Genomic DNA, 25,625 nt, shown 5'->3' with positions numbered 1-25,625 from the left:
AAGAGGCCTTCTTGATGACGATAATGAGCATCCTGTCGTGTAAAGTTCTGGAGGATGAAATCCTCTGGATCCTGGAAAATGATCCGTCAATCGATGAGATCATAGTGGTTGAAAACGAAAACTCCGGGGGGATCCTGGATAAAATGGAAAATTGCGGGTTTCCGAATAAGGTCCTTTCCCTGGACGAGATTTCGGAGCTTTCCCATAATAATGGAAACGAATCGGAAAATTACACTTTGCTGGTCTTCCTGCTTGAGCTGGGCCTGCACTCGCGGCCTGAAAATTTGAAAAACAAGGTTTATGAGACCATAGAGACACTTGCCCCCTGTTCTTCCGGAGTCCTGCTCTTCTACGGGCTTTGCGGAAACGTGCTTGGGAATATAGAAGAAGACTTTGCTTCCCGCGTGCCTGCCTGTCCTGTCCGGATCCTCAGGGACAACACCGGCAGGGTCGTTGACGACTGCATCGGGGCTACTCTCGGGGGGACCGAGCAGTACCTTAAAGTGCTCAAAAGTGTCAGTGATGTAGGGACTTACCTTTTTACGCCCATGTTTTCCGCAGCCTGGAAGGAACTCTTTAGCATTGACAAGATGCATAAGGACCCTGAAAAAGCCCTCAATATGATGAGGATGACCCATGAGATTACAGGGTACGGGAGGGTGGCGAAACTCCATACAGGGCTTTTGTACACCGAAAATTTTGATGCAAGGATAAGGGACTTTGCGGATATCTTCAGCTTTGAAGTAGTGGAACTGGAGCTCAAAGGAAACCAGAAAATATTTGATAAATGTTACAGGGAACTCAAAGCAGAACTCTCTAATTGAATTCCGGACTTGAGCCCGGACTTGAATTTTTAAATTGAAATCCGGAATTAAAATCTGTAACCTTTTATACAAAGCTTGCCTTAAAGCCCCATACCCGATACCAGGGTGCAAAACTGAGGTCTGGAAATGCCCGTATTAAGTATCATTGCCTGTGGAATGTTTGAAGACGAACTTACGTATGTTTTGTCTCAAGACCAAGAGCTCAAGCAGCTGATCCTTGTGGATAACAGGGAATCCATGGGGCTTATCCGCAAACTTAAATCCGAAAACTGTGTCCTGAGGACAGCTCCCCTTGACAGGGTTCCGATGCTCCTGCAGTCCGGGCACGGTTCGGGTTTCGGGCTTCTTACAAAACCCCTTATGGCGCTCCCTTTTTTCCGAAAACTGCATGAAGATATGAAACTTAAGGCAGGGCAAAAGGTAACAGTGGTGGTAAACGTGCTCAAGCTTGCCCTGCATGCCGACCTGGAACTCCTTAAATCCGAGGTCTACAGGAATATCAGGGAAATGGCTGCTTTTTCGGACGGGATCCTTATCTTTTACGGTAGTTGCGGACATGCCCTGGGAAAACTGGATGAAGATTTTGCAGACCTTGGTTGTCCCCTCTACTTTATGAAGGACTGTTCCGGGGAGACTGTTGAAGACTGCATAAGTGCCGCTTTTGGAGGAAATGACGCATATGCTGAGGCAATGCTGACCTGCCGGGGAACAGGGGCTATTTACCTGACTCCTATGTGGGTCTCGAGCTGGGGTCAGATGGAAAATGAAGGCAAAAGTTCCGTTGATTTTGACAGTAAATACCTGAAAGACCCGAAATACTGCGTAGCCGGAAAAATTGATACCGGCCTTGGGTATGATCCGGATTTTCATAAAAATGTCAGGGAATTTGCCTGCAGGTTCAACATGGAAGTCAGGAAGATGAAGGGCAGTGTGGAAGTCGCTAAAAGGTCCTACGAGCATGCCCGAAAAGCCGTTATAGGGACTCCGAAATAATTGGCCTGACTGTTTAATGGGACGAAAGGAACTAATCTAAAAAAGAGTGTGACAAATGGCAGATGAAGCAAAGCCTACAAAAATTGCAGTCGTCAAATGTGGAACTACTTTCAGATGTGGAACTACTTTCAGATGTGGAACTACTTTCAGATGTGAAACTACTTTTGAATTTTGTCCCGGGGCAGGATTTTTCTCTTCGATACAGGAGTGAGCTTTCTTGATTCAGATTGCCCTTTATGGGAAAGGTGGAATTGGCAAGTCCACGATTTCCGCAAATCTTTCCGCCGCTCTTGCTGAATCCGGAAAAAGCATCCTCCAGGTCGGCTGTGACCCGAAAAGTGATTCTACCCGGCTGCTCCTTGGAGGGAGGAAGATTCCCACGGTGCTGGACTACCTCAGGAAAACGCCTCCTGACAAACAGAACCTTGAAAGTCTCCTCTTCAAAGGTTTCAAGGGAGCCGCCTGTGTGGAAACCGGGGGTCCGAAGCCCGGAGTCGGCTGTGCGGGCCGGGGAATCCTGAGCAGTTTTGAAGCGCTTGTGAGGCTCGGGATCCGGGACGTCCCCCTTGACCTTGTCCTTTACGACGTGCTCGGGGACGTTGTCTGCGGCGGTTTTGCGGTCCCCCTCCGGAGTGAATATGCAGATGCTGTTTTTCTTGTTACCTCCGGGGAATTCATGGCCATCTACGCAGCAAATAACATTCTCCGGGGCATCAAAAATTTTGAGGATTCCTCCCCCCGGGTTGCGGGAATTATCCGGAATAGCAGAGGCATTGAAGATGAGGATCGGCGGATTTCGGCTTTTTCAAAAGCCGTGGGGCTTCCGGTAGTCGCCTCGATTCCCAGAAGCGAAATATTCTCCAGGGCTGAAAAAGCTGGAAAGACACTGATCGAAACCTTCCCTGAATCCGAAAACGCTGAGATTTTCAGGGAACTTGCCAGGTATGTGGAAAAGATCGGAAAGGACAGGAGTTTGCTTTATCATGCAAGGCCTCTCGAAGATTGGGAACTTGAAGAGCTGGTGCTCGGAAGGAGTCTGGAAGATAGTGCATCAACCTTCATGCAGGGGGAGGTCGAAAAGGAGGCAGGGTGCGAAAGTGGGTTCGAGGAGGATGCAGGAAGTGAAGTTGGGACTATTAATGAGCCCGAAAAATGCTGTTCTGAGGCATGTGGGACCTGTGAGGGGGAAACCTGCGAGTGTGAAGCTGGGGATTCCAGTGGTTCCGGAAATCTCTCCTGTTCTGACTCTTCCAGGGTAAAGCCTGCTTCGGGAAATGAAGAAGCTCCTGTTCCGGGTCCTTCCGGGCCAGGGACTCCTGAGCTAAAACCCCCTCTTTACGGCTGTGCATTTGCGGGAGCGGTGACTGCCACATTCCAGGTGAACGGGGCTCTTACGGTCCTCCACGGGCCCAGGAGCTGTGCCCATATTATCTCCGATGCGCTTGCCAGTTCCTTTTTGAGGAGCGGGAGCTTCAGGAAAACCGGAGTTAAGGGTCTTGAAGGGCGGGCTCTTCCGGGGCTCCTGTCGGTGGATATGGAAGAAGAGGACATCATCTTCGGGGGGCTTGAAAAGCTTTCCTGCAGGATGGAAGAAGCTCTTGCTTCAGGCTGGAAATTACTTTTTGTTGTGAGTACCTGCCCATCAGGAATAATCGGAGATGATATCGAAAAAGCCGTTTTGAAGATGAAGCGCCTTTATCCCGGGGCCCGGATTCTTCCGATACCTGTGGATGGAAACCTTACAGGGGACTTTTCTTACGGGTTTTTTGAAGGGTGCAAGAAAGTTGCCGGGCTTATCGACCCTGCCGTAAGACCTGAAGAGGGCCTGGTTAACATTATCGGGGAGCGAAACTTCTCCCCGAGGGACGAGGAAAACTTCCGGATCATGGAAAAGCTTCTTGAAGGGCTCGGGCTCCGGGTAAACTGCCGTTTCCTGAGCAGGGCCGACCCTTCTTCTATCCGGGCTTTCAAAAAAGCCGGGCTAAATCTCCTTGCCCACAACAGCCTGGAAAACCGGCTGCTCAGGGATTACCTGTCCGAATACTTCGGGCTTGGCTTTTTTGAACATCCCTTCCCCGTGGGTTTCAGGGACAGCAGCAGGTGGGTAAAAGCCCTCTCCAAATGCCTTACTCCGGAAAAAGACCCCATGCCTTTCCTTGAAGCCCGGGAACAAATGTACAGGATCGAACTCAGTAAATACTCTCCCCATCTTGAGGGGAAAAAGGTCCTTGTCGTAAGTTACAGCCAGGATATAGGCTGGGTCCTTGATACGATCCGGGATCTTGGTATGGAGCTGGTTAAAGTCGGAATACGGGCTTCCTCTTTTGGAAAAGACAAACAGCTGGCCCTGTTTCCGGAGGACATTCCGTTTGTGGAAAACTATACGGACCGGCAGCGGGCCGAGGACATAAAAAGCCTTAAACCTGACCTTGTGCTTTCGGGTTATGCTCCCCTTATCCCGGAAGAAAATGTACACTGCGACACAATTCCCTTCTCTCCGAAAGTGGGATTTATGAGCGGGCTCGAGCTTGCGAAACGCTGGAGTACGCTGCTTCGCCTGCCTGTGGTTGAAGGCTGGAAATACGATGGAGGTGAAGAGGAATGATATTTTCCCCGGATGCTTTTACGGCTTCCATTCTGACGGTTGAAGGAATTAAGGACGCATCAGCCCTTCTGAACGGGCCTACAGGCTGTAAGATTTATCACAGTTTTCTTTCGGACAGACATTTCCCCAGGGGAGCTTCCCACGACCCCATGGCTTTCCAGGGGGAGTTTTATTTCGGGCAGCTGAGGGTACCTTCAACCTACCTGGACTGGGAAGATTATGTTGAAGGGTCCCTCGAAAAGCTTGAAAGGCTCCTTTCCACGGTCTCGGAGAAAAACAACGACCTCCTTGCGGTTATTAATTCTCCCGGGGCAAGCCTGATCGGGGACGACCTGGAAACCGCCCTGAAAAAAAGCGGGGTGAGTGAGCGCTGTTTTACTGTGGACTGTGCAGGCTTTTCCCTGCCCGCACCGGTAGGCTTTGAAAACACCGGGCTTGCTCTCCTTGAGCACCTGGAACTGAAGCCGCTTCCGAGGAATCAGAATAGGGTGAACATTATTGGGCTTTCCATCCTGCATAAACACTGGGAGGGCACGGTAGCCGAGCTTAAAAAGCTCCTGTCCCTTCTCGGGCTGGAGGTCGGAGCCGTGCTCTTTGCGGATACTTCCGTTGAAGAGCTGAAAAACTCAAGCAGTGCTGCCTGTAATATCGTGCTCTTCCCCGCTTACGGACAAAAAATTGCCGAATGGTACCGGGAACGCTTCGGGACCCCGGCGGTTCTCTCTCCTATGGGAGCTCCAATAGGGTTTGACGCTACCGAGCAGCTTCTCCAGGAGCTTGCAAAATGCCTCGGGATCGACCCCTCTCCTGCCCTTAACTTTGTCCGGGCTGCAAGGAAAAACAGTTATTCTAAACTCGCACGCTACCACTCCTTTTCCGGGCTCCCCAAGGGTACGAGCTTCTCAATAAAAGCCGAAGCCTCGTTTGCCTATCCGCTTGCCCTCTGGCTCTACTCCTACCTTGGGATGGTCCCCCTTGCGGTCAAAACCCTTCCCGGGGGCAGTCCGGGAATTGAAGCCTCTCTCCAGGCGTTTTTAAAAGAAAAAGGCTTCGAAAAGGCTTATGATAGGGAGCCTGAGTATGAAACAGCTGACATTGCCTTTGCTGACGGCTACACTCTCGGGTTTTTGAAAGGGATGGGGCGCTGTAAAGCAGGTATAGAAATATCCACGCCTTCGGAAGGGTACATCGATTTCATCCCTAAAACATATATGGGTGTCGAGGGCACTCTCTGGCTGCTCGAAGAAATTATCAACGGAATCCGTTCTTCCCTTTAAGTGGGTATTTGTATACCTCCTTAACTTCCGGGTCATTTATTTCCTGGGCCATTCAACTTCTTAACTTTTGTTATATTCATGGTCTAAAAAGCCAGACCTTTTTTGGCGAAACTTTTTTTGGATATTTTCATATTCTTTGTTTAATAATATTTAAATAGTTTTTAATATAATTATAATATCACTTTCAGGTCTTTATCCCTTCCAGCTGAAACCAGGAGATGCCCCAGAGGCTCATATCATGGATATAGGTAAAAAAGTTCTTTTTGCAGTTATTTTCATTTTTGCGCTGTTAACCTGTACGCTGGCGTTTTCTTCTCAAAGCATTTTATTATCGAGCTTTCAGGATCTTGAGAAAGAGGATACGTTGAAGAACGTGGAATGGGTGCAGAACGCCGTTGAAACCCAGTATGATTATCTTGATCATATCGCCCGGGACTGGGGCTACTGGGATGACACATATGAATTTGTCCAGACCTTAGATCCCGAATACATTGATTCGAACCTGGGTAATGAGTCAATGTTAGATCTTGAAGTAAATATCTTTCTTTTCGTTAATGCTTCCGGAGACATTGTTTATTCAAAGTATGTGAACCTGAACACCGGTGAAGCCGTGCCTCTCCCTGGCGGGGTGGAGGAAATGATAAAAGACGGTCCTTTTCTTGCGGAAAGTGAAAACGACTTCGTAAGAGGAGTTGTCCTGTTTGACGAAATGCCGGTGCTCCTTGCATCAAGGTCCATACTCCGGAGTGACCATGAAGGGCCTGTGGAGGGTACATTAATTCTCGGGAGATGTCTTGACGATGAATTCGTGGGTTCTATTGAGGATGTTACCCGGTCTTCCCTGCTCGTTTCAAGGGTGGACAGGGAAATGACCTCTGACTTTCATGCGGTTTTTCCCGAAACATCAGATAAAGTTGTGATTCTCCCTTCCGGGGAAGATACGATTTCAGCTTACTTTGTATTGGACGGGGTTGACGGAAAACCTGTTGTCATGATCCGGCAGGACCTTTCGAGGGACCTGTATGCCCACGGCCAGAAAATCCTGTATTATCTCTATTTCCTCTTGCTCGCAACGGGCATTGTCATGGGAATGGGAAGCAAGATTCTCCTGGACAGCCTCTTTATTTCCCGCCTGGGTGAAATTGATGATTTCGTTGACAGGGTGCGAAAGGAAAAAGACCTCTCAAAGAGGCTTAAAATCAAAGGGGAGGATGAACTGTACCGGCTTTCTGCGGGGATCAACGGAATGCTGGATGACATAAGTCTTGCCGGAAAGGAAATCAAGACTCGGGATACCGAAAAAAGGACAATACTCGATTCCCTAAACGAGATGCTTATTTTCCTGGATACCGACTTCAGGGTCGTATGGGCCAATAAAGCCGCTCTCCGGCATATGGGCGTGAAACTTGATGATGCTCTTGGATTTAGGCAGCAGGAAGCCACCGGGATAAGCGGAAGAGTCTTCAGGGCCCTGGAGCTTGAAGAAACCCTTTCCGGGAGGACAAAATCCGGGGAGTTTGCATCTCCTGACGGGAAGCTGTGGTTTATCCAGGCAATTCCCGTAAAAGATGAGGCTGGAAAGATCATCGGAATCCTGGAAACCTGCCTTGACATAACGGAAAGGAAAAAAGCGGAAAAATTCCTCCATGAAAAGGAACTTGCCGAAACTGCAAGCCGGACCAAAAGCGAGTTCCTCGCCAACATGAGCCATGAACTTCGGACCCCCCTTAACTCGATCATAGGGTTCTCGGACCTCCTTATCGAACAGCTTTTCGGGGAATTGAATGAAAAACAGCTTCGCTACGTCAATAACATCTCCAAAAACGGAAAGCATCTCCTTTCCCTGATCAACGACCTCCTTGATTTTTCAAAAATCGAAGCAGGGAAGATGGAACTCAATTATGAGGAGTTTTCGCTTCAGGAAACCCTGGCCGAAATTAAGTCCCTCATGTCTCCTATAGCTTCCGAGAAGGAAATAGAGATCAATATCGATGTTGACCCCAAAATCCCCGAAATCCGGGCTGACAGGAACAAGTTCATCCAGGTGATGGAAAACCTGCTCAGCAATGCCATCAAGTTCTCTCCCAGAAAAGGGACTATAGAGGTGAATGGAGCTCTGAAGGGGAATATGGTATGGATCGGGGTAAGGGACGAGGGGATTGGTATCGAAAAGGAGGGTCGTGAAAGGCTGTTTAAACCTTTCAGTCAGATCGATTCATTTGCAGCCAAAAAATACCAGGGGACCGGCCTTGGGCTTGTCCTTGTGAAGAAGATTGTGCAGCTCCACGGAGGGCACGTGTGGTTTGAAAGTGAAGCTGGAAAGGGCAGTACCTTTGGTTTTTCCATCCCCCTGAAAACCGGGAAAAAATAAAACTGAGCTGTTTTTTTGCGGGAAATCCGGGGGTGAGGTTATATTATAAGAAACCTTTGGACTGCTTAATATATAAATTATAAATGTATTATAAATCGGTTGAATAAAAAGTATAGAGCAGGCATATATATAAAAATTCTTTTATTCTGTTACAATTAGTTAATTAATTTTATATATTTTTTTCTTCAACTATAACTATAGCCAGTGTGATCCCCAATACCCCAAAAAATTCTCATTGGTGAATTCAAAACCCCCAAAGCCACTTCGAGGTGCACAGCACGGATATAAGTAAAAAAGTACTCATCATAACTCTCTTAATTTTTGCAGTTTTGACTGCCGCATTTACATTTACCCATAATATGCAGCTATCGAATTTTTTGGAGCTTGAAGCGGAGGATACACTGGAGAACGTAGAGCGGGTTCAAAACGCCGTTGCCACAAAACAGGGATATCTTGATTACAGTGTCCAGGATTGGGCTTGCTGGGACGATACCTGCCGGTTTGTAGAAGACCAGAACCAGGAATACATTGACGTGGACCTGCAAAACGAGACCCTTGCAGGAATTGATGTTAACCTCATGCTTTTTGTTAATGACTCAGGGGCCCTTGTATATGCGAAATCCATAGACATTGAAACCGAGGAAGAGGTGCCCGTACCTGCCGGACTGCTGGAATTGATTGAAGACGGCACTCTCCTTATGGAAGAAGAGGACGATGAGATAAGCGGCTTTGTTTTACTTGCCGAGGGCCCGATGTTTATTGCCTGCCACCCGATTCTCTCCACAAAGTATGAAGGGCCTGTGCGCGGCACTCTTATTTTTGGGAGGTACTTCGATAGCGGCCTTCTGGAATCTTTTAAAGAACTTACCTGTTCTTCCCTGCTCATGTACAGGGTAGACGAGGAAATGCCTCCGGACTTTCTTAATGAATATTCAAGTGTTACGGAGGTCCCCGGAAGGATCGTGGTAGAACCCCTAAACGAAGAAAGGGTCGCCGGTTATTTTGAATTGAATGATATCGCAGGTGGACCTGCCCTTATCATCAGGGCGGATTTCCCGAGGGATCTTTATTCCCACGGCAAGAAAACCCTTGATTATATGTACTTTTTCCTGCTGCTGACAGGGCTTTTGACCGGTGTCGGAGTCAAGCTTGCCCTGGACCGTCTTTTTGTTTCAAGGTTAACCGAGATTGACGATTTCGTGACAAAGGTCAGGGCTGAAAAAGACCTTTCCAAAAGGCTGGAGCTCAAAGACAATGATGAGCTGTTCAGGCTGTCCCGCGAGATTAACGGAATGCTGAACGAAATCGACCTGGCGGAACAGGAACTTCAAACCCAGGAACGGGAGAAGAAGGTTATCCTCGACTCACTCAATGAACTGGTCGTTTTTGTAGACCCTGCCCTTAATATTATCTGGGCTAATAAGGCTGCGCTTGAACACATGAAAATGGAGCTCGAAGAGGCAGTTGGGCTTTCCCAGAGAGTTGCTCCCGGAATAAGCAGCCAGGCTATCGAACACCTGCGCCTGGAAGAGACCTTTGAAAGAGGAGAGAAAAAAGCCGGGGAACTTTCTGCGGGGGACGGGATGGTATGGTCAATCCAGGCGGTTCCCGTGACCGATGATGCCGGAAAGATCATAGGCATCCTGGAGACCTGGAGAGACATTACGGAAAGCAAGAAAGCCGAGAAACTCTTTCAGGAAAAGCAAATTGCAGAGGCTGCAAACCGCACCAAGAGCGAATTCCTGGCCAACATGAGCCATGAACTGAGGACCCCTCTTAACTCGATCATAGGGTTCTCGGACCTCCTGCGTGAGAAGGTCTTCGGGGGACTGAATGAAAAGCAGTTGAAGTCCGTGGGGAACATCTCTAAGAGTGGAAAGCATCTGCTTAACCTGATCAATGATATCCTGGACCTTTCAAAGGTGGAAGCCGGAAAGATGGAGCTGAAGTACAGTGAATTCGGACTTGTCGGCAAGCTTGACAGTGTAAAGTCCCTGCTGGCCCCCCTCGCCTCCCGGAAAAACATCGAAATCAAAATCGATGTGGGTCGCGAGCTTACAAGCATCCGGGCTGACGAAGCCCGCTTTATCCAGGTCCTCTATAATCTCCTGGACAACGCCATAAAATTCTCTAACGAAAAAGGGCTAGTAAGGGTCGAGGCGAAAAAGAAAGGGGAAATGGTAGAAATCGCGGTTACGGATACCGGAATAGGCATCGAGGAAAAGGACCAGAAAAAACTCTTCAAACCTTTCAGCCAGGTCGATTCCTTTGCCTCCAAAAAGTTCCAGGGTACCGGGTTAGGCCTTTCCCTGGTCAAGCAGATTGTCCAGCTGCACGGTGGGTATGTCTGGTTCAGGAGCGAGGCAGGGGAAGGAAGCACATTTGCTTTTACATTGCCGATAAAAGGCAAAAAATGCACCGTCTCCAATGATGAAGTGCAGGAGGAAGAGGAAAAGGACTGAGCCTGTAGTTACTTTCTTCCTCCCTGCTCCAAGCTTCTCTTTTCCGGATCGAGTTTTGGGTCAGGGGGAAATAACCTTTCTGCGGCTCAAGCCCCTGGAAAGTTTTCTTTCATGAAAGGTGAACTACCCCTACCTGCCTCCTTCGGAGTCGAGGAAGGGGCTTCCTTCGAGTACTTGAATCATCCATGTATCGGCTCTAAGAACTCAATACCCATCTTCAAGCCTGTTTGTCGAAGATTATCGGCAAAGTACCGATAGCCTGTCCACAAGGCATTCTGTGAGTCGGCTAAGTCGGGGGGATTGCTCCCCCTTTCTCGCCTAAGAACTGTACGTGAGACTTTCACCTCATACAGCTCAAGTATCTTGTAACCCTTTATAGGGCAGCAGTTTTCGGTCTTGGATTAGTTGCATGGTATTGTCTGTGACAATGTGCATGTAGATAGACTAAGTTAGGTGTACTGTTATTCTTTCGATTTCTGTCTATGTGATGCAATGGTCTTTCATCTGCATTAGCATTAATGTTAATCGAAAGATTACAGATGGGACATTTGCCTTTTTGGTTTTCCCATACTTTTTTGAATTTCCCTGATAGCTTTTTTGCACCTAAATTGAATTTGCGTTTTTCAAAGTAGTCGCTATCGAGGTATGGATTTTTGTCTAACTTGACTAGAGTGTGTCTGACTATAATCTTATTTGCTAGTAATTTAAGTTGGTTTTCCGATGTTGAAAATACCCATTTTCTCGTTTCTTTGGGATGCCAGTATTTATGTGCAATCCAATTTCTTGATTTCATGGGGTGTCTTCTCTTAGTCCATCTCCAAAGCATAAGCCATATTTTGTTATCTATTGATTGAAATGTCGCTTTAGATACCACACTTTGATGGTAGTTAGACCACCCAGTTATGATTGGGTTAAGAGTGTCAATTAGAGCTTCTTGTGACCGGGTTTTATTTTTCTTGATTAAGTTACTGATTTTCTTGGTAACTTTCTCGATAGATTTCTTGGATGGTTTAATAAGAAGCTTTCCTTTGTATTTTTTGAAATTCCAACCTAAAAAGTCAAAACCAACGTCAATATGGGTTATTAATGTTTTTTCTTCCGATAGTTCCAGACCTTTATCCTTCAAGAAGTCTTTAATCAGTCCTTTAATTTCTTCCACTATTTCTTTTGTCTTTGCAGTGACAATAAAATCATCAGCGTATCTTACAAAGTTTACTTTGTATTTTGCTTGCTGATTGCTTGTTATTTTTCCACTTTTTGGATGTCGATGGTATTTATCAATCAATAGGTTTTCAATTCCATCTAAGGTCATGTTAGCCAGTATTGGTGATATAATACCGCCTTGTGGAGTTCCTGCATTTGTTGGAAATAGAGTTCGATCAAAAACAAACCCCGCTTTGAGGAATTGCTTTAGAACTGATTTGTCCATTGGGATGTTATCTAGTAACCATTGGTGACTAATGTTGTCAAAGCAACCTCTTATGTCACCTTCTAGTATCCATTGAGCGTCAAATCTCCTACTTAACCGTGAAAAAATTTGACTGCAAGCATCCTGTGTACTTCTGAATTTTCTAAATCCGAAAGAACGTTTGTCTGCTGTTGCTTCTGCAATCGGGTTTAATGCTAGTGCATAGAGTGATTGCATGGCTCTATCATACATGGAAGGGATACCTAGAGGTCTTTTCTTATTAGACCCATATTTCTCAATGTAAACTCGTTTCAGTGGTTTTGCCTTATACCTCTTATCAGTTAGACTTAGAGCGGCATTCATCTTGGATTCAGGTGTTGACCACAATTCTCCATCGACCCCTGCCGTTCTTTTACCCTTATTTTGAATAACATTCCTGACAGCTAACAGTTTAGCATAGTGGGAATGAGTTAGCAAATAGCTTAGTCTTTTAACTAAATTCCAGTTTCCTTCAATGACTGCTTTCGTAATCCTGACTTGTAGCCTATTAACGTGCGTTTCCACTTTGTTCCAGTTGATGTGATTCCATTGGAATTTCAGTTGCTGCTTGTCAGTAAGCTTCTCGCCGATTGATTTAGTCTGTACACTGTGATAGTTTTCTTCTTTGGTGTCTCTCCAAAGAAGATCTACTGCGAGTGTTTCAGCATTTTCAATCAACGTATTTGAATAACTTACTTTCATAGGTCATACCTTCATTTCTTACGTTTAGATACCATAGAGTAAGTCTGCATCCTTTCAGATTGGGGCAAATTTGGAACCCTTATACAATTCATTACGAATTGTCTTTCGCTTTTTACTCCTTTCCTCTACCCTCTATATCTTCGTCCTTCCTTACGGAATTCCTACCCCGAAGGGAACATATAGGGCTTACCAAGTTCTATAATATGAATAATTGTGAGTACCTTAGAAGCCATCTTTGAACCGAAAATCTAATGTCCATTTCCCATTATGTTACCTAAGCCATAATGGTCAGATTTTTTACCTTTTGGTTCAAGCGTATCAGTCTATTTTCGCTTGTCGGAACTTACGATTCTTATGATGGTTCACATTACGTTCTTCATAGTATTCTTATCCTAGCAGATGATCCAGATTAGACTTCCAAACTTCTCTACATTGTCCTATGAGCTTCATACCCTGACGTTACCATCTACGCATGTCATAGTAGGATTACCCCAAATGGAAGGGGTAGCGTTTCCGCAATTCATATTGTAGCTTCTTGTCGCACTAGGAAACGTTCCATGATGTTGATAGCACTGTTTTTATCCCTGTCTATAACGTTTCCACAATCACAAGACATAGTTCGCTTATATAGTGGCATATCATGCCGTTTTTTGCAAACGTAACATTCTTTTGACGTATAACTTTCATCGATTTTTATTACTTTCTTACCTACTTTTTCAGCTTTGTAGGTCAAAAATCCGATGAAGCGAGAAATGAAACCCTGATTCTGAGTAGACCTGTTAAGTCCTTTTTTCCGCTTTCCTTTCAGTTTTTTTGACTTAGCCATTTTCTTGACTTTCAGATCCCCTACTATGATGGTGTTAGTCTTCGTGTTTTTAACCATCTTTAGGGAGAGTTTGTGCTGATAATCCTTATTCTGGTTAGATCTTTTTCTCTCCATTTTTTTGACGTTGCTATTGAACCTCTGCCATCTTCTGCTATTCTTCTTGCAGTGATCTCTCCTGGATTTCAGAGTATCAATTTTTTTGTTCCAGTACTTATCAGGTCTTGCGGTTTTTGCTTCGAAAAACTTTCCGTAAGAGTTGACAGCAGTTACCATTTTCGTAACCCCTGCATCAATCGCCTGATACAGACCGTTATCATGGTACTGAACTTCCGGTTCGTAGTCATAGGTAACTGAGATAAACCAGTCTCCTCTGGCTTTATAGGGGTCACTGTTGTAGATATCTACCTGTTTGACTTTCCTTTTTTCGAACCCCCTATCAATCTCAAAAGACAGAGGAACTTCGTTGACCTTATGGGAAAAAGAAACGTTTCCGTCCCCGAACTTGAAACCACTCTGGTTGTATACTATTGTGAAAAAGTAGTTTTTCCCCTGTGTTTTGGTGGTCTTGCACCTGTATCCCCGTTTTTTCGAAGGGCAAAAAATGATTTGTAGTTAGCGTCAAGCTTTTTGAGAACTCCCTGCAACACTTTGGAATAGACCATTTTGTACTGAGGAAACTTTTCTTTTATCTTGGGTAGCTTGTTTTGTTGTTCCACATACCTGACACGCCTGTTCTCGTTTTTCCACGCTTCCTGTCTTTCGGTCAGAGCAAAATTATAGGTCAACCTACAGAGGTTAGATGTGGTCCAGAGAACATCGACTTGTTCTTCTGTAGGATGAATTTTGATCTTTTCAGTTAGTTGCATGGGACATTTAGAATATGTCAGTTTGCATATATATACGAGTCTTTGAACAATTTGTAAAAAGTTATTTTATTGTAGTTCCGGGAAGTGGACGGCTTTCATCCCCCACCTGTCGGCCTACGGCCTCCGAGGAAGGAGCCTTCCCGCCTGCAAAGTTAAACCATGAGTTTTTCGGTTTCCGTTTCGGAATAGAGCTGCAGGCGTTCTGCTCCCAAATCGTCCTTCTGCAGGTCAAGCAGTTCTTGCAGGGAAAACACTTCACAGGGTTTTTTACCTTTCCTGTGCTTTTTCAGCTGGTCGTAATCAAAGCAAAGGTCATCGTAGCTTGCTACGTACCTGAACCACTCCGCCGGAACAGGGAGAGCTGAAAAAAGGGGTATTGCAGTTTCGAAATAACTCTTGCACTCCTTTTTCTTCGATAGCTGACACCAGCTGTCTATTATAAAAGTTACTCCTTCTCCCTCAACTTTGAAAACAACAGGATATATCTTGCAAAGGATAGCCTTAAATTCCCGGCATTCGCACTCGTCGGTTTCTCTGTTCAAAAAAGGGCACAATTTTCCTAATTTTAATACATCAATCCGGGTCCCATCGTCCATTTCCAGGATATCCAGGTATCGGGTTTTGAATTCGTAGACGCTTATGCCCAGCTTTGAGGCCATATACTCTTTTTCCCCGGGCAGCAGGGTTCCGATCTTATTATGTTCACATGCCCCCCCGCATTCCCTGCAAATATTGAAGGTTTTTTCAGTACTTCCACTAAATATATTGTGGAAGTTTTCAAACATGTGAATGGGTATTTTTTTAAAGATCAACCTTGAACCTCTGCCAAAGATAAATAGCATTCTTTATATATTTCTCTCATTTATTTTTTTTACTTATATTTTTGTCAAAATTATATATACGTCTATGCCTTCCACTCGCTTTCTGGGCAAGTTTTAAAATAAATGATAAAGTCGGGTCCAAAAAAAGGTCCAAATAGTTAGATAGAGAGAATAGTTAGATAATGAAAATAGTCAGAATAATGAAGAGGCAGTATCTGAGGAAAAGTTAGAAGTTTATAAAAATTATTTCTATATGTGTCCGTAAATTTTCTTCTGAGCCGCATAACTTTTTAGCAATTAAACTTGATTGGAAGAAGGGATGGATGAAACATGAAAGCTTTTACATTACTCTGGGTAACGGTTGGCGTGGCGTTCCTGCTCCTGGGTTCAGGCTGCACTGAAGTCGAGGACGTACAGGCTGCCTCAGGTTCGGTTGATGCGGGAGATTCAAAAGAGTCCAATGCCCTGATTTATACGGGGGCTGGCGAACTGGAAGCAGTGGTCTTCGATGAAATGAATGAAACGCATACCCCCGGAGTGGCCGTGGCTGTTGTCAGCGGTGATAAAATCGTTTTTGCCAGGGGTTTCGGGGTCTCAAACATCGAGACCGGGACCCCGGTTACCCCGGATACCCTCTTTCGCATAGGCTCGACAACCAAGATGTATACTGCAGCAACCCTTGCCATGCTTGCCGAGGACGGGAAACTTGACCTCAACGAACCGATCGGCAGCTATGTAGATGGGCTCAGCCCCGGGCTCTCACAGCTGACGACGCACCAGTTGCTGACCCATACGGCAGGCCTGCGGGACGAAGCAAGCTCTTACGGCAGGCATGACGAGGCCGCACTTTCCGAAGAAGTAAGAGCCTTTGACGATTCCCTATTCTTTACCGGACCGGGCGAGGTCTTCTCCTATTCCAATCCGGGGTATGCCCTTGCCGGGCTTGTGGCAGAAGAAACAGGGGATAAGTCGTACGCCGACCAGGTAAAAGAATCCCTCTTCCTGCCCCTTGGCATGAACCGCACAACTTTTCGCCCGACCGAGGCAATGACCTTTCCCCTGGCCCAGGGACACTACCTCCTACCGGACGGAAGCCCTGCCGTGATAAGGCCGTATACGGACAACGCCGGAAACTGGCCTGCAGGTTTCATGTTCTCGAACGTAAACGAGCTCTCTCGTTTTGCAATAGCTTTCATGAACGAGGGCAGGCTTGAAGGAAAAGAGGTCCTTTCCCCTTCAGCCATAAGCAAACTCTCCACTCCTTACAGCCCTGTCATAAGCAGCTATAATAACGGAAGTTACGGCTACGGCCTCTTTATCCACAACTCCCGCGGCGTGCAGATAGTTGAGCACCCGGGAGGCATGGAAGGTTTTACATGCCAGTTCCTTATGGTCCCAGAGCACCGCTTTGCAGTGATCATCCTGAGCAATACCTACGGCACAAAGTTTCCGAAAAGCACTGAAAAAGCAATGGAACTCTTCCTGCCCCTTGAAGCAGAAATGGAAGAAGATTCGGAGGCAAACGTTTCGCTTCCCGTAACCGGTGATGGGATGATTGATGAATCCATTACCGATGAAGGAATGAGTGGGGAGGAGATGATTGGAAAGGCCATAGATGAGGAAGTCATGACTGAGGAGGAGATGACCGCTTATGCGGGTCACTATTACAATTCTCCCGAGCTCTACCTGGATCTTGTCAAAAAAGATGATACACTGTTCCTGAAAATTGGGGAACTTGAGGCCCCGGTTAAGAAAATCGGGGAAAGCCGCTTTCTGGCAACTAATCCCTTCCTGGGCCAGCCGCTGGAATTCATACTGGTCCCGGGGGAGGACGGGAAACCCGAATACCTGCACATGTCCCACCGCGCCCTGAAAAAAATCTAAGAACCCGGAGGCAGGAAAGTAAAGGGCAGGTAACAGACAGGTAACAGACAGGTAACAGACAGGTAACAGACAGGTAACAGACAGGTAACAGACAGGTAACAGACAGGTAACAGACAGGTAACAGACAGGTAACAGACAGGTAACAGACAGGTAACAGACAGGTAACAGACAGGTAACAGACAGGTAACAGACAGGTAACGGACAGGTTTTTGTTTTCCTTCCTTCTTTTCTTTGTTTTTGGTTGCTCTGCCTTATTCAGTTGATGTTTATGGCTAAAAAATAATGGCTGGTTCTGAATTTGTGATTGTTATCGGTGCAACCGTATTAGATATCTCATGATGTTATTGTCACCGGGCGCCAGAGGCGGCCGGCTTTTCCAAAATAAAAGTGAGAAAAAGGAAGAAAAACAAGAAAACAAAATGTGAAATCAGTTAAAAAAAGTAATGGTTTTAACAAAAATAGAAACCTGTACAATCTGTATATATTTTTTCAATCTCTCTTTTTTCTTTTTAGTGAGGGCCGCCAGGCAAGCTGGCGGAGGCGCCCTTTGGCATCTAATTGAAAAACTGTTCTCCGGTTCAGGTGGAATACAGCTGGAGATTACTGAATCGGTACTCCCGGAACCTCCAGCATTCTCGAACTTCCTTTATTGGGTTTCAACGCATTCGGGAATTCTGGATTCCCCGGGTCTGTGTATTTCCCTGATAACTCTCAGGGAACTTTTGCCATGAAATAGGGGCGTCTCCGCTCTGGGTTCCCAGGTCAACGAAGTACTCGTTGTTGTAATAATACCAGACTTCCACAACCGGGTAAGAACTATTGCGGTACTCCTCATAATCTATTTCCGATACATCCGAGAGCACCTCGGAACTTTCTTCATCATAGTAAGGTCCACCAGTTGCGTCCAGGGGGAACCAGGCTCCGTCCTCGTAGACCTCAACCCAGGCGTGGCCGCCTGAAGTTTCTCCAAAATTGACTTCTCCTATGGTTACTCTCACGCTGCTCTCGTCATATTCCCCTGATGCGATCAGGAGAGAAGCGAGGGCATGTGCCTGTTCCTCGCAATCGCTCACAGGTTCGCTGGTGACAGGGTTTTCGGCATAATCCGGAGTTTCCTCCAGGAACTCAGCCGGGGTCAGCCATTTTTCTTCCGTGCCGTGCAGGGCTTCATCGGACACCCAGATCCAAGAAAGGGCTGCTTCGTAGATTTCGTATTTGTCGTCAAGGCCATTTTCTTCAAGATAGTTCTTCACCGCATCCGCATCAGGGGTAACATAGGCCTGGTAGTAAGCTCCGTCTTCCTGCTGGAAGTTCTGATTTCGGTCCAGGTCCTGATTTTGGTTCTGGTTTTGGTTTTCCAGGAAACGGTTCAGTTCTTCCCGGTCAAGCATTTCCCTATTTTTCAGGCTTTCTCTCTCGAAGAAGGGGTGCTGTTGATTATTCTGTCCATTGTTGGAGGCAGGACGGATGTTTCCTGGGATGTTTCCATTCCAGGCGGGGGAGGGGGACGTGAACCCTGCCGGAGATCTACGGTCCTGCATGATTCCGGTGCCGGTTTCGCTTCCGGTTCCAATAAAGAATATCCAGTTACTGTGCTGAGTTGCCGCGTTCCGGGCTTCGGTGCAGAGCCTTCCGTAGATTGTCTCATACCCGGTTTCCGGGTCATTTCCTGAATTTCCTGTTCCCGGGATTTCGCCTGCACAGGCAAAAACTGTCAATATCGCAAGCACCAGCAAGGTAGTCCGGAGAACAATAAAGATTCTTTTCATGCCGATTCCTACCTCCTTTTTTGTCATTTTTTACTTTCCTGGTTATTCGTGCCTATCCGAAATATTTTCGTAATACCTGTATTCGGTCTCCAACAGTTTTTTTAATCGATACTGTCTTCTAACAAAGCTAAAGACTCCAGCAATGCTTTCAGGTCCTCAACTATCGGAAATGCCATGTCTGATAACCCGAAGGTCCCGTTGTCTTCAACCACAAGCCCGCAGTCAATCAGTTTTTTTACATTAATCCGGACCGATAATGGAATTTCGTTAAGTATGTGCCCGATTTCTTCAATGCTTCTGTTTTCTCCATCCAGGGTCAGAAGTATATTTCTCCTTTTTTCGGAGTAAATCGCCATATCTGAAAGTGAAAGATTCATCCATCTTCCTCCCCATATTTTCAGTTAAAAAGAAAAACTAAGAAAGGGCTGTAGACCCTTTCTTTTCCAATTCTTCCATTTCCAATTCTTCCATTTCCGATTATTCGTACCTCAGGGCGTCCACGGGTTTCAGTTTCGAAGCCCTGTAAGCAGGGAATGCTCCCGAAACTATTCCGATGAAGATAGCGATGGAAAGCCCGAAAAGCATCAGGTCAGGGGAAAGTGAAATTCCGGTATCGCCTCCTGTTCTCATTATGCTCACGCCCAGGTAGGGGAAAAGGGCTGAGACACAAGCTCCAAGCATGACTCCAAAAACCCCTCCTACGAATCCGACCATCGCAGAGTTAACGACAAAGATCAACAGGATGTCCCGGTTTTTGGCTCCTATGGCTTTCATTGTGCCGATTTCCTTTGTCTTTTCCAGGACCGAGGTAAACATCGTGTTTGCAATCCCGACGGCTCCTACAAGCAGGGATACGGCTGCAATTGCTCCCAGGAAGAGGGTCATGGAACTGGTCATTTCGGTTACGGATTCGGCCATGGACAGCGAGGACGATACGCTAAAGTCCCTGTCTTTTTCCTGGTGGATCTGGCGGGAGATCATTAGCCTCTCTTCGATTTCCTCAATTGTGGGTTCCACGAGGTCTTCATCTTCTACCTTGACCACTATGGAATCGAATACATCTTCTTCCGCATCTTCAATCAGGTCGACTGCCGAATCAATCGGCATGTAGATTTTCCTGTCGTCCCCGCCGCCTTCTTCTTCCAGGATCCCGACAACTCGCACGGACTTGCCGTTGACCGCCACCACCTGGTTGACTCCGATTTCCTGGTCAAAAATTTCCGTGGCAATACTGCTTCCTATGACTGCTACGTTATTATCGGCGGGTTCAAGCAGCCTTCCTGACTCTACTTCCAGGGTGTTCATGTACTGCCAGACCTGGGGATCTACTCCAGTGATGGAAAGGGTCGCTGTTTCTCCGGCGTAGTCCACTTCTTCACTCCCTGAAATCCGGGTGTCAACGTACAGCACGCCGTCTATTCCCTGCAGCGCGTCGACGTCGTCGTCGGTCAGTTCGGAGTCTGTGGATGAGGAATCACCACCTCCTCCACCCCCGGGTCCGGGCATCCGGGACTGGGCACCTGAGTATCCGGGTGTTATGGTGATGCTCGTAAGGTCCATATCGGCAAGCCTGCTCTGGACCTGGGCCTCCATGGAATCACCGAGGGAGATAATCCCAACTACGGCCCCTACCCCTATGACGATCCCGATGATGGTCAGCCAGCTCCGCAATTTGCTGTGCAGGAGCATGTTAAGGGCCATTTTAACGTAGGTTGCGTTTCTCATTGCGCATCCCTCCGGTTTTTACTGGCTTTCATGGTTACGTTCAATTTTCCGTTTCATTTTCCGTTTCATGGTTACGTTCAATTTTCCGTTTCATTTTTCCGTTTCATTTTTCCGTAACATAGTTCACCTGTTCAGGATACCGAAACTGTATTTTCCTTTCCCGGCTTCCTTTTCTTCGGAGCCTTTCTTACCCTGCTTCTGCCTGCGGTAGAGGAAGACTCCCGCACCTGCAACTACAATTACCAGGGCATAGTAAACGTATGAGCTGGTCCCGCTGCTTGTTTGTGCTCCGGGCCTGCCCGTGCTTCCATCAACTCCGGTAGGGGCTGTCATCTCGACCTGGACATCTTTCAGGACTGTGATCCTTTCACCTTTTGAATCCGTGTATTCAATCTGGACTTCCAGGGATGGGCTGCTGCCGGAACCTGCTGCTCTTGCTGTCCCGCCCTCAGTGGCATCTTCGGATCCCTCATCTGATTCCTGTGTGCTCATGACATCGAAAGACGCGATGGTGTAGTCTCCTTTCTCAAGGTTTCCCACAATGGTCGAGGAACTGCCACTTGTCCTGAAGTTTTCCTGCTCAGGAATCGATACTTTCACGGAATATGCCTGGTTGTTTCCCACATTCGCAACGGAAAGGGAAATCTCTCCTTCATCACTTTCCGAAAAGGAAACGTCAAAATCGGTTTCTCCGCCTACAAAAAGCCCGGCTGTGGTCTCGATGGTGTTGATGTTGGAGTCGTAGTCTTCAAAGGTCAGGTTTACGTTGAGGGTGTAGAGTCCGGGGTCTGCGTTTACGTCTGCCATGACTGTATAGGCAACAGTTACGGATTCATCGGCTTCGAGATACTTGATGTACTTGGTATTGTCCGAGTAGACGGGGAGGATTACGCCTTCGGGGTCTTCCCAGGAAATGACCATGTTTTTCAGGGGGGAGTTTCCGGTATTGGTGACAATGAACTCAAGGGGTTCTTCGGTAGCCAGGTCGATGTTTGCCTTGTTGATGGTCACTATCTGGGCGTATTCTTTGCCTCTGACTTCAAGGAGGATGGTTTGTGTGGTGGTGACGGTTTTTTCATCACTCGTGGCAGTGGTAGTGACATCAAGCTCGTAAGTGCCTTCGGAAGCGTCGGCGTCGGTCATGAGCTTGAACTTCAGGACAGCTGCATCGGCGTCATCCTGCCGCGCATCCAGGTAGGCGATTTCTTTTTCAAGCGCTTCTCCGGAAATCGCGGTGAAGGGATATTCAGGCTCGACTTCGACAACTATGTCCGTCAGGTCATCGTAGCCGTCGTTTTGCACGCTGAAGGTAAGTTCCAAAGGTTCTCCCGGGCGGGCAGCTTCAGGGTTCTGTTTTGTCAGGTCGATCTGGACTGAAGCCGAATCTATCAATCCGGTGGAAGCCAGGGCTGTGCCGGCATTCAGGGGTAAGATTGCCGAAAGCACCAGCAAAATCATCAGTAAAGAGAGCTTTTTCATGAGTTTTTCTCCATCGCAAATTGTGTATACTTTCAAAATTTTTCACGTTTTTTATTACAACTTACAATAATTCCCTTCAACTTCTTCGATTTTTTCAATTTCGCCGTCTTTGATGTGTACAACCCTTGTCGCATACTGGACTGGGGTCATGTCATGGGTTACAATGATGATCGTCTTGCCTTCTTTCCGGCGAAGTTCATCTAAAAATTCAAGGATATAGTCTCCTGTCTTGCTGTCCAGGTTTCCGGTTGGCTCGTCTGCCAGGAGCACCGGCGGGTTTACGGCAAGGGAGCGGGCTATTGCCACCCTCTGCCGCTGTCCCCCCGAAAGTTGGGAAGGCAGGTTGTGATGCTTGTCCGAAAGCCCGACTACATCGAGCAGGTACTCAGCCCTTTCCCGCGCCTTTCCAGGGTTTTCTTCCTGGAACTCAAGGGGAAGGGTCACGTTTTCCAGGGTATTCAGGGTGGGGATCAGGTTGAAGCTCTGGAAAATGAAACCGATCATCTGCCCCCTGATCTGGGCAAGTTCCGATTCTTCCATTTCCGAGATGTCCCGGGAGTTCAGCAAAACGGTGCCCCTGGAAGGGACATCCAGGCAACCAAGCAGGTTCATAAGTGTACTTTTCCCGCTCCCGCTGGGCCCGAGCACAACCACGAATTCCCCTTCGTAGATCTCCAGATCGATCCCCTTCAGGGCTGCAAATTCCACTTCGCCCATCTGGTAGATTTTCCAGACATCAGTCAGTTTGATAAGGGGAGCTTTTCCATCCTGGGAAGGTTTGACTGAGTCTGAGTTTTTAATACGCTCCCCGTGCGGTTTCGGGTCAGGTTCATTTTTCGAACCGTTTCCCGGATCATCGCCTGGACTATTATCCGGCCCTTCGAAGTTATTGTCCGGATCTGCATCTCCTCTCAGGGAATCCAGGGCTTTTCTGGGATCCAGTGTTGTTTTCAATGTGTCTGCAATTTCCATGAGCATAATATAAACCTCAAAACGTTGCGCACCTGCTCTCGTAATGGAAGTTCTTCGTGAGTCGATGAATTGATTGATTGATTGATTGATTGATTGAGTAATTGATGAATTGTAAATTGGAGAGGCACCTGCGAGGTGGAAGGTGCCTCATTCTGGCTTTCAGGTGTTTCGTTTATGCTAGGGGTTTGTTCTTTTCTATGGCTGCCTCCTCGTTCCCTCCTGCCGTCATTTTGTGGAGATAGCCTTGGAGAAGCATGGTTTCTTTTTCTGCTTCCCTACGAGGATGAGCCACCTGCCGAGGTAGTAGGTGACTCCCCTGATGGAGTGTTTGGGTGGAGTTTCTTGCTGACTGCGCAGGAGGGATACTTCGAGGCAGTCAACCCCTCATTGGTATTTAATAATAAAAGCATACTTAGCGGAAAAGAGGAATTTTGAGGATTATATTTAGCAATGAAGGTTTTTTTGGAGATTTTTAGACTATTTAATCTTTAATCTGGCTTAAAAATAAAATTAAGGCTATGGTAAAGTTTAATAGTCCGAATATGGCGCATCTACTCATATCCGGGAACGGCTGGTTAGATAGGACTCAGAGCAAGGTACCGTTTTTCCTGCACCTTTTAAGGTACCGGCACACTCACCGGTCAGCTTGCTGACCGGCTTTTCCAAAAATTAATTAAAAAGATAGAGAAATAAGTAAAAAGAGCAACAGCAGTTATTTTTTGTTTGTCAACTGCCTGGTCGCATTTGCAGTTTTTCTATTCTAAATTAAAGGCACTCACATCTTCTATTCTGCATTAGTAGAAATCCACAATCAATTCAAGTTATCAGTAAATATAAAATTAGACGTGAAGTAAGGAATTAGAGATGAAGTAAGGAATTAGAGATGAAGTAAGGAATTAGAGATGAAGTCGGCAATTACAATTTAAGTCAGAATATTGACGTGAAGTGAGTTGAATAAAAGTAAAAGCCAGTAATGGCAATTTATTTTGAAAACACCTTTTTCCAGATAAATCGGAAAGGCCGCCCGCCTTGCGGGCGGTGAGGGCCCTTGTTGTCGATAAGAAAAAAGAAAAATCCCGGAACTGGAATCATCATTAAATCCTGTCACAAAACCCCAGGGCCATTTTAAGTAATATTACAGGATTTCTACCGACCCATTTTTAAGCATTTTTTCAGTACTTTTTTCATCGCTTTTCACGAATTTTTGCAAGAGTCATGTTTCTTCCGGTGTTCCAGAGGATTGAGATGACACAGGGCCACATGATCCCGTTTCCGAAAGCAAGGGAGAGGGCTGCTGTGTATATGAGGATGAGGTTGCCAGGGACCATGAGAAGGTCTTCAGTCCCAGGAATTCAAATTTAAATAAAGTTTGGAGGGAAACCTGCAAAATAGAGCCCTTAACGTTTCCCGTCTTTAATTATAACCACGTTCCCTCTCCCTCTTTTAAATTTCTCTACCAGCCCTCTCCTTTCAAGGTCGGTAAGCATGAGGCTGACCTTTCCTTCCGAATACTTCAGCCTGCTGCGAAGCTCTTTCTGGGTGATCCTGCCTCCCTGGACCCGGATTATGTCCATAATATCCTGAAGGTCGGCCGGGAGGGGTAGGGGTTTTTTCGGGGTAGAGGTATCTTCTTTTTCTTCGGATTTTTCGGCAGGTTCTTCACCGGGCTCTTCAGCCGATCCTTCAGTGTTTTCATGAATTTCGGATTCAGGTTCTGTTATTGGTTTTACTGCCGGTTCTGCCGCTGTTTTTTCATCCGGCTTTGGCGCCTTCTCTGCTGCTGCCTTTGTTTCCAGCTTTGCCGTCTGCCCTACCGCTGGTTCAGGCGCCGGGGATGTTACTGAAACTCTTGAATGGATCTGCCTTTCCCCTGCTTTTTCTTCTGCCGCCGGCTTTTTCTCTCCGCTTTTTTGCTTCAGGGAGAACTGGTATCCTCCTACAAGCAGAAGAATGAGCATGAAGGCTGCAAACAGGTGAGTTGTATTCAGAGATGAAGAAGCCGAAGCTGAACTTTCGCGGGCTGAAATTCCGTCTTCTTCTGTGTCCACTTCCGATTCCGATTCGGAATTCGCTTCTGATTCAGAAGCTGAATCCGGTTCTGCAGTCTCGAGACCTGATGATTGGCTTTCGGTTTCGGTTACCGGGATTTCGGACAATTCGCCTGTGCCGGATGATTGGCTGTCCATAAGTTCTTCGGAATAGACGGGGAGGAGAAGGAGGTCGAGGACGTAGTTTCCTTCGCTTTCAACTGTTATGGGTTCTTCTGCTGAGTAGCTGAGGGTGCCGTTCTGGTAATAGCCGGCTTTGATAGTGTAAGCTCCGGGAGCCAGTTCGAAGGAATAGACGCCGTATTTTGCCACCATGGACTGGGAAGGTATGGAGTTCACCTCGACCACGGCGTTGTCCAGGGGTTCGAAGGTGTCCCAGCCGTAAACTACCCCGTGGATTGTGGCGGGGCTGTCTGCTGCTGTAGCAGGGGCTGCGAACATGAGTGCGGCGGCAATGCAGATGATGTAAAACCTCAAATTCATGGTAATCAGGAAACTCGGAATTCTGGTCTGGATTATAGCTTATCCTTATCCTTTTAACCTTTTTTGCTCTG

General features: G+C 46.8%; 19 protein-coding genes. 8 read left to right on the top strand and 11 right to left on the bottom strand.

All coding sequences use genetic code 11. The annotated features are described in order from the left end of the window. Window positions 1-14: 14 nt before the first annotated feature. From MSMTP_RS09900 to MSMTP_RS09875, 7 genes are all read left to right on the top strand, one after another. Window positions 15-824 carry a DUF1638 domain-containing protein gene (locus MSMTP_RS09900; protein WP_048178895.1) on the top strand — a complete coding sequence of 270 codons (810 nt, stop codon included), beginning with the start codon at window positions 15-17 and terminating at the stop codon, window positions 822-824. A 126-nt stretch (window positions 825-950) separates the two neighbouring features. Next, complete coding sequence (locus MSMTP_RS09895; protein WP_048178893.1) at window positions 951-1,817, top strand: DUF1638 domain-containing protein; 867 nt, start codon at window positions 951-953, stop codon at window positions 1,815-1,817. 55 nt (window positions 1,818-1,872) lie between these two features. Continuing rightward, complete coding sequence (locus MSMTP_RS19255; RefSeq protein WP_156153782.1) at window positions 1,873-2,028, top strand: hypothetical protein; 156 nt, start codon at window positions 1,873-1,875, stop codon at window positions 2,026-2,028. A 6-nt stretch (window positions 2,029-2,034) separates the two neighbouring features. After that, window positions 2,035-4,422 (top strand): nitrogenase component 1, encoded by a 2,388-nt coding sequence (locus MSMTP_RS09890; protein WP_048178892.1) that lies wholly within the window; start codon window positions 2,035-2,037, stop codon window positions 4,420-4,422. After that, complete coding sequence (locus MSMTP_RS09885) at window positions 4,419-5,699, top strand: nitrogenase component 1 (RefSeq protein ID WP_048178890.1); 1,281 nt, start codon at window positions 4,419-4,421, stop codon at window positions 5,697-5,699. The genes MSMTP_RS09890 and MSMTP_RS09885 overlap by 4 nt, the downstream gene beginning before the upstream one ends. Window positions 5,700-5,937: 238 nt before the next feature. After that, a complete protein-coding gene (locus tag MSMTP_RS09880; protein ID WP_048178888.1) occupies window positions 5,938-8,070 on the top strand; it encodes a CHASE4 domain-containing protein in 2,133 nt (710 codons plus the stop codon). Window positions 8,071-8,447: 377 nt separating this feature from the next. Then, window positions 8,448-10,532 carry a CHASE4 domain-containing protein gene (locus tag MSMTP_RS09875; RefSeq protein WP_369799587.1) on the top strand — a complete coding sequence of 695 codons (2,085 nt, stop codon included), beginning with the start codon at window positions 8,448-8,450 and terminating at the stop codon, window positions 10,530-10,532. Between the two features lie 373 nt (window positions 10,533-10,905). On the opposite strand, the gene ltrA is transcribed toward MSMTP_RS09875, so the two are convergent. The 4 genes from ltrA to MSMTP_RS09860 all read right to left on the bottom strand — a co-directional run bounded on the left by ltrA (window position 10,906) and on the right by MSMTP_RS09860 (window position 15,185). Then, on the bottom strand, window positions 10,906-12,681 hold the full coding sequence (gene ltrA, locus MSMTP_RS09870; RefSeq protein WP_082090573.1) for a group II intron reverse transcriptase/maturase: 1,776 nt from the start codon (window positions 12,679-12,681) through the stop codon (window positions 10,906-10,908). 520 nt (window positions 12,682-13,201) lie between these two features. Then, window positions 13,202-14,035, bottom strand: coding sequence for an RNA-guided endonuclease TnpB family protein (locus MSMTP_RS18540; protein ID WP_231582997.1), 834 nt, complete (start codon window positions 14,033-14,035; stop codon window positions 13,202-13,204). Next, window positions 14,032-14,373: a helix-turn-helix domain-containing protein gene (locus MSMTP_RS17995; protein ID WP_052718362.1), complete on the bottom strand. Its 342-nt coding sequence runs from the start codon at window positions 14,371-14,373 to the stop codon at window positions 14,032-14,034. The genes MSMTP_RS18540 and MSMTP_RS17995 overlap by 4 nt, the downstream gene beginning before the upstream one ends. 152 nt (window positions 14,374-14,525) lie before the next feature. Continuing rightward, window positions 14,526-15,185, bottom strand: coding sequence for a YkgJ family cysteine cluster protein (locus MSMTP_RS09860; RefSeq protein ID WP_048178885.1), 660 nt, complete (start codon window positions 15,183-15,185; stop codon window positions 14,526-14,528). Between the two features lie 339 nt (window positions 15,186-15,524). Here MSMTP_RS09860 and MSMTP_RS09855 point away from each other — a divergent pair, with 339 nt between their 5' ends. Continuing rightward, a complete protein-coding gene (locus tag MSMTP_RS09855) occupies window positions 15,525-17,078 on the top strand; it encodes a serine hydrolase (protein ID WP_048178883.1) in 1,554 nt (517 codons plus the stop codon). 656 nt (window positions 17,079-17,734) lie between these two features. Here the strand turns inward: MSMTP_RS09855 and MSMTP_RS09850 are convergent. From MSMTP_RS09850 to MSMTP_RS09820, 7 genes are all read right to left on the bottom strand, one after another. Beyond that, a complete protein-coding gene (locus MSMTP_RS09850) occupies window positions 17,735-18,874 on the bottom strand; it encodes a transglutaminase-like domain-containing protein (RefSeq protein ID WP_052718360.1) in 1,140 nt (379 codons plus the stop codon). A 74-nt stretch (window positions 18,875-18,948) separates the two neighbouring features. Next, window positions 18,949-19,224, bottom strand: coding sequence for a hypothetical protein (locus tag MSMTP_RS09845; RefSeq protein ID WP_048178881.1), 276 nt, complete (start codon window positions 19,222-19,224; stop codon window positions 18,949-18,951). Window positions 19,225-19,324: 100 nt separating this feature from the next. Then, window positions 19,325-20,572 carry an ABC transporter permease gene (locus tag MSMTP_RS09840; protein WP_048178879.1) on the bottom strand — a complete coding sequence of 416 codons (1,248 nt, stop codon included), beginning with the start codon at window positions 20,570-20,572 and terminating at the stop codon, window positions 19,325-19,327. A gap of 123 nt (window positions 20,573-20,695) precedes the next feature. Continuing rightward, window positions 20,696-22,051, bottom strand: a complete 1,356-nt coding sequence (locus tag MSMTP_RS09835; RefSeq protein ID WP_048178878.1) for a COG1361 S-layer family protein — start codon at window positions 22,049-22,051, stop codon at window positions 20,696-20,698. Between the two features lie 54 nt (window positions 22,052-22,105). Next, entirely contained in the window at window positions 22,106-23,032 is a 927-nt protein-coding gene (locus tag MSMTP_RS09830) for an ABC transporter ATP-binding protein (protein ID WP_048178876.1), read from the bottom strand. A 1,175-nt stretch (window positions 23,033-24,207) separates the two neighbouring features. Further along, on the bottom strand, window positions 24,208-24,351 hold the full coding sequence (locus tag MSMTP_RS19250; protein WP_156153781.1) for a hypothetical protein: 144 nt from the start codon (window positions 24,349-24,351) through the stop codon (window positions 24,208-24,210). Window positions 24,352-24,420: 69 nt separating this feature from the next. Continuing rightward, complete coding sequence (locus tag MSMTP_RS09820; RefSeq protein ID WP_048178873.1) at window positions 24,421-25,554, bottom strand: hypothetical protein; 1,134 nt, start codon at window positions 25,552-25,554, stop codon at window positions 24,421-24,423. Window positions 25,555-25,625 lie beyond the last annotated feature (71 nt).

Source organism: Methanosarcina sp. MTP4 (assembly GCF_000970045.1).
In the GTDB taxonomy this organism is placed as follows: domain Archaea; phylum Halobacteriota; class Methanosarcinia; order Methanosarcinales; family Methanosarcinaceae; genus MTP4.
The sequence above is the reverse complement of the archived record's forward strand: the minus strand, read 5'-3'. Positions and strand labels throughout refer to the sequence as shown.

Bases quoted from the DNA above. Each gene is read 5' to 3' on its own strand.
- MSMTP_RS09900 (WP_048178895.1), top strand. From the start codon at position 15: ATGACGATAATGAGCATCCTGTCGTGTAAAGTTCTGGAGGATGAAATC.
- MSMTP_RS09895 (WP_048178893.1), top strand. From the start codon at position 951: ATGCCCGTATTAAGTATCATTGCCTGTGGAATGTTTGAAGACGAACTT.
- MSMTP_RS19255 (WP_156153782.1), top strand. From the start codon at position 1,873: ATGGCAGATGAAGCAAAGCCTACAAAAATTGCAGTCGTCAAATGTGGA.
- MSMTP_RS09885 (WP_048178890.1), top strand. From the start codon at position 4,419: ATGATATTTTCCCCGGATGCTTTTACGGCTTCCATTCTGACGGTTGAA.
- MSMTP_RS09880 (WP_048178888.1), top strand. From the start codon at position 5,938: ATGGATATAGGTAAAAAAGTTCTTTTTGCAGTTATTTTCATTTTTGCG.
- ltrA (WP_082090573.1), bottom strand. From the start codon at position 12,681: ATGAAAGTAAGTTATTCAAATACGTTGATTGAAAATGCTGAAACACTC.
- MSMTP_RS17995 (WP_052718362.1), bottom strand. From the start codon at position 14,373: ATGCAACTAACTGAAAAGATCAAAATTCATCCTACAGAAGAACAAGTC.
- MSMTP_RS09855 (WP_048178883.1), top strand. From the start codon at position 15,525: ATGAAAGCTTTTACATTACTCTGGGTAACGGTTGGCGTGGCGTTCCTG.
- MSMTP_RS09850 (WP_052718360.1), bottom strand. From the start codon at position 18,874: ATGACAAAAAAGGAGGTAGGAATCGGCATGAAAAGAATCTTTATTGTT.
- MSMTP_RS09845 (WP_048178881.1), bottom strand. From the start codon at position 19,224: ATGAATCTTTCACTTTCAGATATGGCGATTTACTCCGAAAAAAGGAGA.
- MSMTP_RS09840 (WP_048178879.1), bottom strand. From the start codon at position 20,572: ATGAGAAACGCAACCTACGTTAAAATGGCCCTTAACATGCTCCTGCAC.
- MSMTP_RS09835 (WP_048178878.1), bottom strand. From the start codon at position 22,051: ATGAAAAAGCTCTCTTTACTGATGATTTTGCTGGTGCTTTCGGCAATC.
- MSMTP_RS19250 (WP_156153781.1), bottom strand. From the start codon at position 24,351: ATGGTCCCTGGCAACCTCATCCTCATATACACAGCAGCCCTCTCCCTT.
- MSMTP_RS09820 (WP_048178873.1), bottom strand. From the start codon at position 25,554: ATGAATTTGAGGTTTTACATCATCTGCATTGCCGCCGCACTCATGTTC.